Below are 12,701 nucleotides of genomic sequence, written 5' to 3' on the forward strand. Positions count from 1 at the left end.
GATCACCTCGGGGAGGTCGGAGCGGGCGGGTCGAGGCGCTTGAGGAGCGCTTTCATCTCATCGGGGCTGAGGGTCTGAAGCTGGGCGGCCTCTTCCTCGCGGTCGTGGAAGGGCGTGTCGGGAATCGAGATCTCGAGGGTTTCCGCCGGGCGGGGCAGGGTGGCCTCGACATAGGGCGTGCGGTTCGCGCGCCCGGCCAGGAAGGCGCCGACGCCCACGGCCATCAGGACGGCGGCGGCGGAGGCCCAGGCCAGGGGGCCCATGCGGTGATGCAGGGCGGTCCGGGCGGGGAGCTTGCGGAGGACGCGTCCAGGCAGTTGGTCGAAGTAGCCTGCCGGCGCCAGGACCTCGGGGCTCTCCTCCTGGGCGAGGTAGAAGACCCGGGTCTCGGCGCAGGCACGGCAAATCTTCATATGTCTCTCCGCCTCGGCACCGGGTTCGAGGGGATCGGCCTGGACTGCGGCCAGCGTGGTGGCGCAGGGTTCGGGGAGCGGGAGGAGCTCGAGGTTCATGTGCGGCCTCCTTTGACATGGCGGGTGAGGTTCTGGATGGCGTGGAAGATGTGGGCCTTCACGCTGCCCACGGAGGTGCCCATCTGCTGCGCGATCTGCTCGTACTTCCAGTCGTGCTGAAGCTTCAGGGTCAGGGCCTCCTTCTGGCGCCGGGGCAGCTTGGGGAGGGCCTCGTGCAGCAGGCGTCTCGCCTCCTGGTCCAGGAGGGCCGCCCCCTGCGTCTCCTCCACGCGGAGGGCGGGATGCTCCAGGGTGCCGTCGGGGCCTTCGAGGCTTTCATGGTCCCGGGCGACCCGTTCGCGGAAGTTGAGGGCCTGCCGGGTGGCGATGGTGATGAGCCAGGTGCGGAAGGAGGACTCGAAGCGGAAACCCGGCAGCGACCGGAAGACCCGGATGAAGGTCTCCTGCACCACATCATCCGCATCCTGGTGGTTCTTCAGGATGGAGAAGGCCTTGCCGTAGACATCCCGAGAAAACAAGCGCACCAGGGCGGCGAAGGCCGCCTGGTCGCCACCCTGGGCAGCCTCGACCCAGCCAAGAACCTCCGGGGCATGGTACGGCGAGCCCGGGTCGGGGAGCCGATCGGCGGTCGGGAGGACCGTAGGGGGCAGCAGGGGCTCGTTCAAAGTGGCTTCCACCATCATCTTAGACCTCGACGGCAGGGGACTGATGGGGATCCGCCGTCACCCGATGGACCCGGGAAGCCCTTCTGGGGTTGAATGGAAATGGTCTAAGTCTTCGATCTTCAATCTTCAGTCCCAAGGAGTCTTCATGCGCGACCGCATCACCCCGCTGCTCACGGAAGCGCAGATCCGGGCCCGGGTCCAGGAAATGGGCGCCCAGTTGACCCGGGATTACGCCGGCCAGGATCTGGTCGTGGTGGGCCTCCTCAACGGCGTGTTCCCCTTCTTCGCCGACCTGGTGCGGTCCATGGATTTCGATTTCGATGTGAGCTTCATGCAGGTGGCCAGCTACGGCGGCGGCACCGAAAGCACGGGCGAGGTCCACATCCTCAAGGATCTGGACCGCTCGATCCAGGGCCGCCACGCCCTGGTGGTGGAGGACATCGTGGACACGGGCCTGACCCTCTTCAAGGTCCGGAACCTGCTCAAGGACCGGGAGCCCCAGAGCCTGAAGATCTGCACCCTCCTGGACAAGCCCAGCCGCCGCAAGATCGAAGTGCCCGTGGACTATGTCGGCTTCACCATCGAGGATCACTTCGTCGTGGGCTACGGCCTCGACTTCGACGGGAAACTCCGCAACCTGCCGTATGTGGGCGTCTACCACCCGTAGGATCTCCGTGCGCACCTCGCTCCGCTTCATCGTTCTCCCGCTCTTCCTCGCGGCCCTCTCCGGTTGCGGGTACCACCGTCTGGACCGCCAGCAGCGGTCCGTGGCCTGGGCGAAGCAGGGGGAGACCATCCGGCTGGCCCGGTTCCGCAACCTGACGCCGCGATTGGGGTTGGAGGACCGCTTCACCAAGGCCCTGGAGAACCGCATCGTGGCGGCCAGCCCCTGGCGCCTGGTGGCGCAGGGCGAACCTTCCCGCTGGGTGCTGCAGGGCACGCTCGAGGAATACAAGTCGCGTCCCATCGGCCTCACCCTGGGCAACGACCGGGCCAAGGCCAGCGCTGGCTCGGCCTCTCGCGTGGAAGTGGCCGTGGTGGCCAGCGTGGAGCTGCTGGATGGGCAGACGGGCGCGGTCGTGCTGTCCCGCCGGGGCCTGACCTTCTCCAACCAGTACCGGGTGGATCAGAATTTCGCGAGCTTCGACAGCCGCGAGCTTCAAGTGCTGGAGAGCCTCGCCGACGATTTCGCGGAGAGCTTCCTCACCCAGCTGCTGGAAGGCGCGGACTGATGGCCATGCCCTGGCTGGACCAGTCCTTCGCCCTGATCCACGGCGAGGACGGCGATGGCCGCCGGAAGGCCGTGGAGGCGTGGAAGCAGAAGCATGTGGACCCTGAATGGGCGGATTTCTCGCTGACGGTCTGCGGGGAAGGCTGCCCCTGGCCCGAGGTCGTCGCCGCGCTCCAGGAGGCCACGCCCCTGGGGGCGGAAGCCCGCACGGTGCTGGTGCCCGCGGCGGACAACCTGTTCCTGCGGGCCAAGGAGCTGCCGGCCGCGGTCAAGGGGTTGCTGGAGAAGCCGCCCCAGGGCGTGAAGCTGCTGCTGGTGGCCTGGAATACCCTGTCCGCCGCGCCGGGCAAGGCCCTGGGCGCCAAGCCCTGGACCGACTGGGCCAAGGCCGGGCGCATCCTGAAGGTGGGCGTCATCGAGCCTGCGGAGATCCCGGGTTTCATCGAGGCCGAGGCCCGGAAGCTGGGGCTGTCGCTCCAGGGGGCCGCGGGCAGCCTGCTGGCTCAGCGCCAGGGCGGGAACCCCGGGCTCATCAAACGGGCGCTGGAGGTGCTGGACCTGCTGGCGGACGATCAGCGCGTCACCGAGGCGATGGTCGATCAGGTCACCTTCCGCCTGGCCGAGCAGAAGGCCTTCGCCTGGTCCGGGGCCTGGCAGAAGGGGGACGCCGCGGGAGCGCTGAAGGCCCTGCGGATGGCCATGGAGGATGGCGACGAGCCTCTGATGCTGCTGGGCCAGGCCCGGCGCGAGGTGGACCGGTTGCTGAAGCTGGCGGAAGCCGACGCGGCCGGACTGAAGGGAGGCGAGGTCCTGGGCGCCCTCGGGCTGTCTCCCAAGCAGGCCTTCCTGCTGGAGGGCTACCGGAACGCCCTGGCCAAGCTGAAGCGCCGGGGCCTGAAGGCGCTGCTGGGTCGGTTGAACCAGTGTGAGCGGGACCTCAAGGGCATGGCCCTTTCCCGGAGCGAGGCACCCCTGCTGGATCTCACCCTGACCCTGTGCCGGGCCTGGGGACGCTGAATTCCCGGGGGAACCGGACATTGATCACTTGAGCGTGAGCTTCGGCGGGCGGATCATGGGGGCTGAATCCCGGAGGGCCCATGTCCGAATGCGTCATCCCCACGCTCACCTCAGCTGAAGTGGTGGAATCCAAGTCAGTCCTGCCCGCCGGGTGGAAGGCCGACCTCTCGAACCTGAAGGCCCTGGACCTCACGCTGCCCATGCTGGAGCTGCTCCGGCGGTCCACCAGCCGGTTGCCGCAGGATGTGATCGACGCCCTGGTGAAGGGCCGGGACGCGGAGGAGGAAGGCAGCCGCGCGTTCAATACGCTCAACGACATGGTTCGCAACATCATCCTGGCCGACGGCCATGTGACGCCCCTCTGCCAGGACACAGGCACCATCATCGTCTGGGTGCGCCACCCCTTCGGCCTGAGCCAGCGCGCCGCCAAGCAGCAGGTCCGGGCGGCGGTGGTGGAAGCCACCAAGCGGTCCTGGTTGCGCCCCAACTGCGTGGAGGCCCTCAGCGGCAAGAACACCGGCAACAACATGGATCCGTTCCACGAGGGTCATCCGGCCGTCCACTTCGAGGAGTGGGACAAGCCGGAAGTCGAGATCGCCGTCATGCAGAAGGGCGGGGGCTGCGAGAATGTCGGCGCCCAGTATCGCCTGCCGGATGCCGCCCTGGGCGCGGGGCGCGACATCAAGGGCGTGCGCAAGTGCATCATCGACGCCGTGGTGAAGGCCCAGGGCCAGGGTTGCAGCCCGGGGATCCTCGGCGTGGCCATCGGTGGGGATCGCGTCTCCAGCTACGAAAAGAGCAAGGAGCTGATCCTCCGCAAGCTCGGCACCGCCAACCCCGATCCGAAGATGGATGCCTTCGAGAAGGAGGTCACCAACGACCTCAACACTCTGGGCATCGGCCCCATGGGCTACGGCGGCAACACGACCGTGCTGGGCGTCATGGCGGAGGAGATGTACCGCCACCCCGCCAGCTTCTATGTGAGCATCAGCTACATGTGCTGGAGCAGCCGCCGGGGCGCGATGACGCTCCGGGCCAACGGCGAAGTGTCCTTCGACTGATCCCAGGAGCATGTCCATGATCCGTCTCACCACTCCCATCACTGAAGACCAGATCCGCCAGCTCAAGGTGGGCGACGAGGTGCTGCTCAACGGCCGCGTCGTCCTCAGCCGCGACATGGGCCACAAGTACATGAAAGAGCAGAAGCCCGAGTGGCTGAAGCCCATCCTCGAGAACATGGTCATCTACCACTGCGGCCCCGTCGTGAAGAAGCACGAGGACGGCCACTACAGCTTCGTGGCGGCGGGCCCCACTACTTCCATCCGGGAGGAGCCCTACCAGGCCGATGTCATCGAGACCTACAAGGTGCGCGGCGTCATCGGCAAGGGCGGCATGGGCAAGAAGACCAGCGAGGGCCTCCAGAAGACCGGCGCCGTCTACCTCCACGCCACCGGCGGGGCGGGCAGCCTGCTGGCCGAGCGCTGCAAGCGCGTGGTGGATGTGAAGATGCTGGAGGAATTCGGCAGCCCCGAGGCCTTCTGGATCATCGAGGTGGAGGACTTCCCCCTGGTGGTCACTATGGACAGCCACGGCGGCAGCCTCCACGAGATCGTGGCCCAGCAGAGCCAGGAGCGCGCCAAGGCCTTGATGGCCTGAAATCCAGGGGTTCTGGCCGCGCTCTCCCGCGATAGGCTGGAGGGATGGTCCAGACCTACCGACAGCTCCGCCTCGACTTGAGCGCGGCCCTCGCCGAATTCCTCGACCTGTCCGAAGCCCACGCGGAGAGCATCCGCTGGTTCGAGGAGGGGCTCGACCTCTCGCGCAGCTGGCTGGCCATCCACGGAATGGAACCGGCCCCGGCCCAGGTGCGCCGGCAGGTCAGCGACTGGGTCCGCCGTCGCCGGACCGGGGAGCCCTGGGCCTACCTCCTGGGGTGGAGTTCCTTCCGGGACCGCCGGTTCAAGGTCACCCGCGACACCCTGATCCCCCGCCCGGAAACGGAGCTGCTGGTGGAGGCGGCCCTGGATGTGGGCCGGCGCCTGCAGGTGGAGCGCTGCGTGGATGTGGGGACCGGGAGCGGCATCATCGCCGTGAGCCTGGCTCTGGAGACGGCTTGGCAGGTGGCCGCCACGGATCTGAGTCCCGGTGCCCTGGCGGTGGCCCGCGCGAATGCCGAGGCCCTGAAGGCCCCGGTGGCCTTTTTCGAGGGCAGCCTGCTGGACCCGGTGCCAGACCCCCTCGGCCTGGTGGTGGCCAATCTGCCCTATGTGGATCCGGCCGACCAGCCGGGTCTCCAGCCGGAGCTGGGGTTCGAACCGGCCTCGGCCCTGTTCGCCCCGGATCGGGGGCTGGCCCTTTCCGCCGAGCTGCTGGTCCAGGCCCGAAGGCGGCAGGCTCCGGCCTGCCTCCTGGAGATCGGCGCCGGGCAGGGGGGCGAGTTATGCCGCCGGGCCTTGGGGGCGGGCTGGGGTAAAGCCATGGTCCATCAAGATTTTGCAGGCCACGATCGGGTGCTGGTGACGCTGGCCTGAGCTTTTTGGCATCCTCCTCGCCCTGTCTAGGCGTGGAGGCCTGTGATGCGGAAAATGCTGCCTATTGCCCTGGTGCTGGTCGGGATCGGTTGCTCCATTCCCCGTCGCCACGACCCCAACCTGGTGAAGAAGCCGGCCATTCCCCTGGTGGAGGAAGCCCCGGCCGCCCAGCCCCTCAGCGAGGGCAGCCTCTGGCGGGACCGGCCCTTCGTGGCCGACCTCCGGGCCTTCCGGGTGAACGACCTGGTGACCCTGCGCATCACGGAGAGCACCAATGCCATCAGCAAGGCCGATGTGACCACCAAGCGGGACGGCAGCAATAAGCTGAGCAGTCCCAACCTGTTTGGCGCGCTTTCCGGATTCGGCATCGGCAGCAGCACCTCGGACAAGACGACCGCCAACACGAACAAGTTCGCGGGCACCGGGACCACCGGGCGCAGCGCGACCTTCACCACGGTCGTCACCGCCCGGGTGGTCAAGGTCATCGGCAACGGGAACCTGATCGTCGAAGGCTACCGCGACATCCAGCTGAACAACGAGACGCAGCGCCTCTATGTGGCGGGCATGATCGATCCGAACCGGCTCGACAAGGACAACAGCATCGCCTCCGGCCAGGTGGCGGAACTGCGCATCGGCTACGGTGGCCAGGGCGTGGTGGACGAGACCCTCAAGCCGGGCTACATCAGCCGGCTGCTGGCCTACATCTGGCCCTTCTAGGAGGCTTCCATGCGCATCGCAGCCCTGTTCCTCGCGGCCCTCTCGCTCTTCGGAGCGGATGCGGTCAAACCGGAAAAGAAGATCGAATCCCGCCTCCGGGATGTGGCCCGGCTCCAGGGCGTCCGCGGCAACCAGCTGCTGGGCTACGGCGTGGTGGTGGGCCTGGACGGCACCGGCGACAAGGACCAGACGAAGTTCACGGTGCAATCGCTGACCAACCTCCTGTCCCGTCAGGGCCTGACGATCAACCCGACGACCGTGAAGGTGAAGAACATCGCCGCGGTCATGGTGACGGCCGAGCTGCCCCCCTTCGCCCGGACGGGCTCCCGCATCGATGTGACCGTGTCCAGCACCGGCGACGCGAAGTCCCTGGCCGGCGGCATCCTGCTGATGACGGCCTTGCAGGGTCCGGATAGCCAGACCTACGCGGTGGCCCAGGGCCCCCTGCTGGTGGGCGGATTCAGCGCGGCGGCCGGGGGTGCCTCGGTCACGAAGAACCATCCGACGGTGGGCCGGGTGCCGGAAGGCGCCCTCATCGAGCGCGAGGTGGGCGGGAACTTCAATGCCCGGAACTCCCTGCGGTACAGCTTGATGGAAGAGGACTTCACGACGGCCATCCGGGTGGTGCACAGCATCAACGAGGAACTGGGCGAGAAGGTGGCCCAGCCCCTGGATGCCCGCACGGTGGATGTGCAGATTCCGAAGGAGTACCAGGGCAGGGCCGTCGAGCTCGTGGCCCGGCTGGAGAATCTGAGCGTGCAGCTGCAGCCCCGGGCCCGGGTCGTGGTGAACGAGCGCACGGGCACCGTCATCCTGGGATCCGAAGTCCGCATCGGCGCCGTGAGCATCGTGCAGGGCGGTCTCAGCATCATGGTCAGCTCCACGCCGCTGGTGAGCCAGCCCGCGCCCTTCAGCCAGGGGAAGACCGTCACCGCGACCAAGAAGGATGTCGCCGCGGTGGAGGAAAAACCCAAGACGCTCAATGTCGAACCCGGCGTGAGCGTGGGCAAGCTCGCGGAAATGCTCAACAGCATGGGTGTCAGCCCCCGGGACATGGTGGCCATTCTTCAGGCCATCAAGGAAGCCGGAGCCCTCCAGGCTGAATTGAGGGTCCTGTGATCGGCCTCGGCGAGCTGCCCACCACCGATCCCCTGGCCCAGGCCCAGGGGATGAAGGCCCTGCCCGATCCGGCGGAAAAGACCGACAAGGCGGCACGGCAGTTCGAGGGCCTGCTCATGGGCCTTCTCTTCCAGACCATGCGCAAGACCGTGGAACCTTCGGGATTGCTGGGGGATTCCGGCCAGTCGCGCTCGACCTACGAGTACCTGATGGACCAGGCGGTGGTGGATCAGGCCGTCTCCACCGGCCATGGATGGGGCCTCGCGGATCGTCTGAAGGAGAGTTGGAACCAGCACGAAAAAACCGACAAAAAAATCACGACACCTGACGAGTTGAGGGATTCCGGCAAACTGCCGATAGGAGCCTTGTCGAGGTGAATATGCGCATCAGTGGCAAACCGGGCAGCGTCAGTAGCTCCCAGAGTGTGTCCGGGTCCAAGGGATCCGCCACGCCCTCGGCTGCGGCCGTCGCACCGGCGCCTGCTTCAGACGCCGTCCAGGTCTCCTCTTCGGCCCAGCTCATGGCTGTGGCCCAGGAGGTTCTGGCGGTGACCCCGGATATCCGGGCTGAGAAGGTGGAAGCCCTTAAGAATCAACTTGATGCTGATGCCTATCACCCCGATGGAGAGGCCGTGGCCGAGGGGCTCATTCGTGAGCATCTGGCGAAGGGACATCGTTCCTAGCCCCGAGGTCCCCGTCGTGAGGACATGATCAGCCCCCTGGGACAGCGCCAAATTCTGCAGACCGCCGCCATCGAGACGGTGAGGCTGGCCATGGACGGCGGGGCGCAGGTGCAGCGGGAGCAGGCCCGGCGGCAGGCCTTCGACGCGAAGCTGGCCGAGGCCATGGTGGAAGTGCCGGAGGTCGCCGAATCCGACGAGCTGCGGCTCTCCGAACGCCAGGGGCAGCGGGGCAACCAGGGCGAGGGCACGGGGGCCTCTGACGAGGAGGCCGAAGAAAGCCCGGCAGAGGGTGCCGACCCGCACCTGGACCTGTTGGCCTGAGGCTTGCCGGAAGACCCATGAGGAGGCCTTCCATGCTGCATGCCGTGCCCGAACTCCTGGATGCGCTCGAGTCCAGACTCGTTGCAGGGGAGGATCCGGCCACCCTTTTGACCAAGATCCGCTGGTCCGAACTGGTGGGATGGCCGGAGGATCAGGCCGGCGCCCTGGCTCTGAAGCGCCGTCTCACCTCCATCCAGACCCTCCTGGCGGGGCTGCAGTCGCCCCTCCGGGCGACGCTCATCGGCTTGTCGGGGAATCCGGGTTACGGCCGGAATGGCATTCCGGCCGACGCCTCCGGCCTGGCTCCCCGCCTGCGCGAGAAGGCCTAGGAGACTCCCATGCCCGGACTCAATGCCAGTCTCTACCTCGGGCTTACGGGCCTTCAGGCCCAGCAGTCGGCCCTCAATGTGGTGGGCCACAACATCGCGAATGTGAATACGCCCGGCTATACCCGGCAGCGGGCTGACCTGACCTCGAACCAGTCGCTGATCGAAGGCCAGGTCTATTTCGGGACGGGCGTGACCCTGAACACGGTGCAGGGCATCCGCGACCGGTTCCTGGACCTCCAGATCTACCGCGAGACCGCCCGCCAGACGGGCGCCACGGAGCGCTACTCCGGCGTGGACGCCATTTCGGCGAGTCTGGGCGACTCGGGAAGCACCGGCATCGCCGCCCAGATCCAGGCCTTCTTCCAGGGCTTTCAAGAACTGTCGGCACGGCCCGAAGACGGAGCCCTGCGCACCAATGTGGTCGGCAAGGCCCAGTCCATGATCACCGCGCTCCAGAGCCGCTACCGCCTCCTGGCCGACCAGAGGAGCAGCGCCGATCTGGCCGTGGGCAGCATCACGAACGAAGTGAATGTGCTGACGGACCAGATCGCCCGGCTGAACCAGCAGATCACCACCGAATCCGGCCAGGGCCTGGACAACGACGCCCGCGACCAGCGGAAGGCCCTGACGGACAAGCTCGCGGGGCTGGTGGGCATCAATGTGTTCGAGGGCTCCAAGGGGGAGTACCAGATCAGCCTGGATTCGGGTGCCGCCGTGCTCGTCAGCGGAAGCAACGCCTACAAGCTCCGGGTCCAGGCCGGAAGCGCCCAGGACGGCTATTCCAGCGTGATGTCGGAGATGGGCGGGGCCCCCGTGGATGTCACCAAGGGCATCAAGGATGGGCAGCTCGGCGCCAAGTTGGACCTCCGCGACAACATCCTGGTGGGGTTCCAGCTGCAGCTGGACCAGATCGCCGCCGGCGTGGCCGGGCAGGTGAACGCGCTCCACAAGACCGGGTATGCAGCCGATGGCGCCACCACGGCCAACGCGGGCCCGCCCCCCTACGACAACTACTTCTTCCTTGGAGACGCCGCCAACGGCGGGCTCCCGGGAGGCATCACGGTGGCCAGCTCGTACAAGGGCATGGTGAACGCGCTCTCGGTCTCCTCGGCCATCGTGAAGGACCCCTACCTGATTGCCGCCGCCGGGGTGGCTGGAGCCAAGGGCAACAATGACAATGCCAAGGCCATGGCAAACCTCCAGTTCTCGGGGACGACGGTGGACACGGACCACAATGGCGTGGGCGACACGGGATACAGCACCGCGGCGGGTCGGCTCATCAGCGATGTGGGTACCCAGGCCCAGAACTGGAAGGCTCAGAGCGACACTCAGCAGAACCTGGTGTCGGCCCTCCAGACCCAGCGGGACCGCATCTCGGGCGTGGACCTGGATGAGGAGGCCGCGAACATGATGACCTTCCAGCGGGGTTACCAGGCGTCCGCGCGGTTCCTCAGCGTGATCAACCAACTCACGGATCAGCTGGTGAATCAGTTCGGCCGATAAGTGCCGATAAGCCTTGAGAGCAGGTGACCCATGTCCTTCCGAACCCCCAGCACCACCCAGCAGCGCCAGACGCTCCTCGATCTCGAAAGGACCAAGGAGAGGCTCGCGCTGAACACCACCCGCCTGGCTTCCGGGAAGCGCATCACCCGCCCCGGGGATGATCCCGCCGCGGCCGCGCTGGTGCTCGATTTCCAGAACTCCATCCAGGCCAATGGCCAGTTCATCAAACAGGCGGACTCGGCGCTGTCTTTCCTGATGTCTTCCGAGGATGTGGTGACGGGCTCGCTCAATGCGGTCACCCGCCTTCGGGAACTGGCCCAGCAGGCCGCGAACTCGACAAACGGGGCCGCCGGCCGGGCGGCCCTGGCCCAGGAGGTGGACTCGATCCGGAGCAACCTGCTGGCCCTGGCGAATACAAAGGATCAGGGCAAGTACCTCTTTGCCGGCACCCAGACGCAGACGCTTCCGTTCGCGATTCCCGTGCCGCCCAACACCCCGCCTTACGGACCCGGCAACGGCGCGATCACCTATTCAGGCGACTCGGGGGACATCAACCTCGATGTGACGAGCAACACTGCCGTCACGACGAATCTGCCCGGGGACAAGGTCTTCTTCGGCAGCGGCGGCGTCGGCAGCAGCACGGATCTCTTCACGGTCGTGACGCAACTCCACGACGCCCTACTGGCCAACAGCACGACGGGCATCCAGACGGCCATGACCGACTTGAAGGGCATCTTCGACAACCTGAATCAGATTCAGGACGACCTGGGTGGGCGGCAGGCCGGCCTGCTGGACTTGAAGGACACCCTCTCGGGCTTCAACCTCACCCTCCAGGGGCTCCAGGACACCCAGGAAGGCACCGACTATGTCCAGTCGGCCACGGAACTCAGCTCCGACCAGACGATCCAGACCGCCACCCTGAGCGCCCTGGCGAAAATCAACAAGACCAACCTCTTCGATTACCTGGGCTGAAGGGCCCGCATCGGCAGCCACCACAGCCGTTCCGGAGCGCCGAAGGTCAGGGCGCCCGCCTCCGGCCGCAAGCCTGCATCGCCCGTCGGCGGCACGAAGCCAGCGGGGGGTGCCAGGTTCTTCCAGGCTTCGGCCCAGGCAAGGGCGGTCATGGTCTCCTCGCCGGGCTTCCACCGGTAGACGCGGTCCAGACCCTGCTTCAGGTGCGCCTCCCATTGGTCGCGGGATGGAGCAGGGGGCTGGGCTGCAGGCATGGAAGGCGATGGTTCCGGGCTGGGCTCCCCTGCCACCGGCTGGGCCGCCTCTCGAACGGAGACGGGGGCCGAAGGCAGGGTGGGCCGCGCCAGCCCGAACCAGAGCGCACCCGACTCATCTACGCCCAGGAGCCGCAGCAGATCCGCGTCCAGGGCTGCAGCCTCGGGAAGAAGGGCCTTCAGGTTTCTGGATTCTTCCGGGACACCCTTGGGGTCGAGGGGCATCAACAGACCGGGCTCCGGCTGCCACCAGGCGGACTTGACCGACCCCGCGAGGGTGCCGAGGTTCCGGCCGAACCCCAGGGGTGAAGGCGTCGGGGCCTTGGTGTGGGTCCAGCTTCCCTGGTGCCAGGCCGACAGGCCTGCTGCGTGAGCCGCGAGGAAGGATCGGGATCCCGTGGGGAGCAAACCGGAGACTTCTCCGACCTCCTGGGGGAGCTCCACCTGAAGGACGGAGGCGCGGGCTGCGCCGGCCAGATCAAGAATGCTGACGCCGCCCTCGCCAAAGAGGAAGACGCTGTGCCGATCCGGAGAGAGGGCGAGATGGGCGCCCTTGGCCCGGTGGGCCCACTTCATCTGATCGGAGTGCAGGTCCCATGCGAGAACCAGAGCCGGCTCCGTCGCATTGGCGCCGCGGTACAGCAACGCCACCGCCTCGCCGGGAACCACGACCGCATCCACCAGATCGGCGAACTGGAAGAAGCTGGCCGACGCGCCCGGCGGGCAGGGCAGGGAGAGGGTGGACCCCAGCTGCCCATTCTGGAAGAGCACGATTCGCTGCTGTCCCGTCTGGGTCAGGACTTGCGCCACCGCGGCGCCTCCAGGGAGAGGACCCGCCCAGCGGACCGTCCTGAGGGGGACCGCCGGCGGTTGCAACGCCACGAGCG

At 67.2% G+C, this 12,701-nt stretch carries 17 protein-coding genes; 14 read left to right on the forward strand and 3 right to left on the reverse strand.

Features of this window, described 5'->3' with window-relative positions; translation table 11 throughout:
- Positions 1–2: 2 nt before the first annotated feature.
- Entirely contained in the window at positions 3–512 is a 510-nt protein-coding gene (locus tag QUD34_RS05190) for a hypothetical protein (RefSeq protein WP_286355541.1), read from the reverse strand.
- The gene (locus QUD34_RS05195; protein WP_286355542.1) at positions 509–1,138 is read right to left on the reverse strand and encodes an RNA polymerase sigma factor; all 630 of its coding nucleotides are present in this window, start codon (positions 1,136–1,138) and stop codon (positions 509–511) included. The genes QUD34_RS05190 and QUD34_RS05195 overlap by 4 nt, the downstream gene beginning before the upstream one ends.
- Before the next feature lie 145 nt (positions 1,139–1,283).
- Between QUD34_RS05195 and hpt the strand changes: the two genes are divergently transcribed.
- The 14 genes from hpt to flgL all read left to right on the forward strand — a co-directional run bounded on the left by hpt (position 1,284) and on the right by flgL (position 11,560).
- Positions 1,284–1,805: a hypoxanthine phosphoribosyltransferase gene (hpt, locus tag QUD34_RS05200; protein ID WP_286355543.1), complete on the forward strand. Its 522-nt coding sequence runs from the start codon at positions 1,284–1,286 to the stop codon at positions 1,803–1,805.
- Between the two features lie 7 nt (positions 1,806–1,812).
- The gene (gene lptE / locus QUD34_RS05205; RefSeq protein ID WP_286355544.1) at positions 1,813–2,370 is read left to right on the forward strand and encodes an LPS assembly lipoprotein LptE; all 558 of its coding nucleotides are present in this window, start codon (positions 1,813–1,815) and stop codon (positions 2,368–2,370) included.
- Positions 2,370–3,386 carry a DNA polymerase III subunit delta gene (gene holA, locus QUD34_RS05210; protein ID WP_286355545.1) on the forward strand — a complete coding sequence of 339 codons (1,017 nt, stop codon included), beginning with the start codon at positions 2,370–2,372 and terminating at the stop codon, positions 3,384–3,386. The genes lptE and holA overlap by 1 nt, the downstream gene beginning before the upstream one ends.
- 80 nt (positions 3,387–3,466) lie before the next feature.
- Positions 3,467–4,447, forward strand: a complete 981-nt coding sequence (locus QUD34_RS05215) for a fumarate hydratase (RefSeq protein ID WP_286355546.1) — start codon at positions 3,467–3,469, stop codon at positions 4,445–4,447.
- Positions 4,448–4,463: 16 nt separating this feature from the next.
- The gene (locus tag QUD34_RS05220; RefSeq protein WP_026852856.1) at positions 4,464–5,042 is read left to right on the forward strand and encodes a FumA C-terminus/TtdB family hydratase beta subunit; all 579 of its coding nucleotides are present in this window, start codon (positions 4,464–4,466) and stop codon (positions 5,040–5,042) included.
- 44 nt (positions 5,043–5,086) lie between these two features.
- A complete protein-coding gene (gene prmC, locus QUD34_RS05225; RefSeq protein ID WP_286355547.1) occupies positions 5,087–5,917 on the forward strand; it encodes a peptide chain release factor N(5)-glutamine methyltransferase in 831 nt (276 codons plus the stop codon).
- A gap of 45 nt (positions 5,918–5,962) precedes the next feature.
- Positions 5,963–6,634: a flagellar basal body L-ring protein FlgH gene (locus tag QUD34_RS05230; RefSeq protein ID WP_286355548.1), complete on the forward strand. Its 672-nt coding sequence runs from the start codon at positions 5,963–5,965 to the stop codon at positions 6,632–6,634.
- A 9-nt stretch (positions 6,635–6,643) separates the two neighbouring features.
- Positions 6,644–7,753 (forward strand): flagellar basal body P-ring protein FlgI, encoded by a 1,110-nt coding sequence (locus QUD34_RS05235; protein ID WP_286355549.1) that lies wholly within the window; start codon positions 6,644–6,646, stop codon positions 7,751–7,753.
- Complete coding sequence (locus tag QUD34_RS05240) at positions 7,750–8,130, forward strand: rod-binding protein (protein ID WP_286355550.1); 381 nt, start codon at positions 7,750–7,752, stop codon at positions 8,128–8,130. The genes QUD34_RS05235 and QUD34_RS05240 overlap by 4 nt, the downstream gene beginning before the upstream one ends.
- Positions 8,131–8,132: 2 nt before the next feature.
- Positions 8,133–8,435: a flagellar biosynthesis anti-sigma factor FlgM gene (flgM, locus tag QUD34_RS15150; protein WP_375380000.1), complete on the forward strand. Its 303-nt coding sequence runs from the start codon at positions 8,133–8,135 to the stop codon at positions 8,433–8,435.
- Positions 8,436–8,459: 24 nt separating this feature from the next.
- Positions 8,460–8,756 (forward strand): hypothetical protein, encoded by a 297-nt coding sequence (locus QUD34_RS05250; protein WP_286355552.1) that lies wholly within the window; start codon positions 8,460–8,462, stop codon positions 8,754–8,756.
- A gap of 32 nt (positions 8,757–8,788) precedes the next feature.
- Entirely contained in the window at positions 8,789–9,085 is a 297-nt protein-coding gene (locus tag QUD34_RS05255; RefSeq protein ID WP_286355553.1) for a hypothetical protein, read from the forward strand.
- A gap of 9 nt (positions 9,086–9,094) precedes the next feature.
- Entirely contained in the window at positions 9,095–10,588 is a 1,494-nt protein-coding gene (gene flgK, locus QUD34_RS05260; protein WP_286355554.1) for a flagellar hook-associated protein FlgK, read from the forward strand.
- 30 nt (positions 10,589–10,618) lie between these two features.
- The gene (gene flgL / locus QUD34_RS05265) at positions 10,619–11,560 is read left to right on the forward strand and encodes a flagellar hook-associated protein FlgL (RefSeq protein ID WP_286355555.1); all 942 of its coding nucleotides are present in this window, start codon (positions 10,619–10,621) and stop codon (positions 11,558–11,560) included.
- Here the strand turns inward: flgL and QUD34_RS05270 are convergent.
- Entirely contained in the window at positions 11,548–12,624 is a 1,077-nt protein-coding gene (locus tag QUD34_RS05270; protein WP_286355556.1) for a hypothetical protein, read from the reverse strand. The two genes, flgL and QUD34_RS05270, sit on opposite strands and share 13 nt — an antisense overlap.
- Positions 12,625–12,701 lie beyond the last annotated feature (77 nt).

The organism is Geothrix oryzae (assembly GCF_030295385.1).
Taxonomy (GTDB): Bacteria; Acidobacteriota; Holophagae; order Holophagales; family Holophagaceae; genus Geothrix; species Geothrix oryzae.

Bases quoted from the DNA above. Each gene is read 5' to 3' on its own strand.
- QUD34_RS05190 (WP_286355541.1), bottom strand. From the start codon at position 512: ATGAACCTCGAGCTCCTCCCGCTCCCCGAACCCTGCGCCACCACGCTG.
- hpt (WP_286355543.1), top strand. From the start codon at position 1,284: ATGCGCGACCGCATCACCCCGCTGCTCACGGAAGCGCAGATCCGGGCC.
- holA (WP_286355545.1), top strand. From the start codon at position 2,370: ATGGCCATGCCCTGGCTGGACCAGTCCTTCGCCCTGATCCACGGCGAG.
- QUD34_RS05215 (WP_286355546.1), top strand. From the start codon at position 3,467: ATGTCCGAATGCGTCATCCCCACGCTCACCTCAGCTGAAGTGGTGGAA.
- QUD34_RS05220 (WP_026852856.1), top strand. From the start codon at position 4,464: ATGATCCGTCTCACCACTCCCATCACTGAAGACCAGATCCGCCAGCTC.
- prmC (WP_286355547.1), top strand. From the start codon at position 5,087: ATGGTCCAGACCTACCGACAGCTCCGCCTCGACTTGAGCGCGGCCCTC.
- QUD34_RS05230 (WP_286355548.1), top strand. From the start codon at position 5,963: ATGCGGAAAATGCTGCCTATTGCCCTGGTGCTGGTCGGGATCGGTTGC.
- QUD34_RS05235 (WP_286355549.1), top strand. From the start codon at position 6,644: ATGCGCATCGCAGCCCTGTTCCTCGCGGCCCTCTCGCTCTTCGGAGCG.
- flgM (WP_375380000.1), top strand. From the start codon at position 8,133: ATGCGCATCAGTGGCAAACCGGGCAGCGTCAGTAGCTCCCAGAGTGTG.
- QUD34_RS05250 (WP_286355552.1), top strand. From the start codon at position 8,460: ATGATCAGCCCCCTGGGACAGCGCCAAATTCTGCAGACCGCCGCCATC.
- QUD34_RS05255 (WP_286355553.1), top strand. From the start codon at position 8,789: ATGCTGCATGCCGTGCCCGAACTCCTGGATGCGCTCGAGTCCAGACTC.
- flgK (WP_286355554.1), top strand. From the start codon at position 9,095: ATGCCCGGACTCAATGCCAGTCTCTACCTCGGGCTTACGGGCCTTCAG.
- flgL (WP_286355555.1), top strand. From the start codon at position 10,619: ATGTCCTTCCGAACCCCCAGCACCACCCAGCAGCGCCAGACGCTCCTC.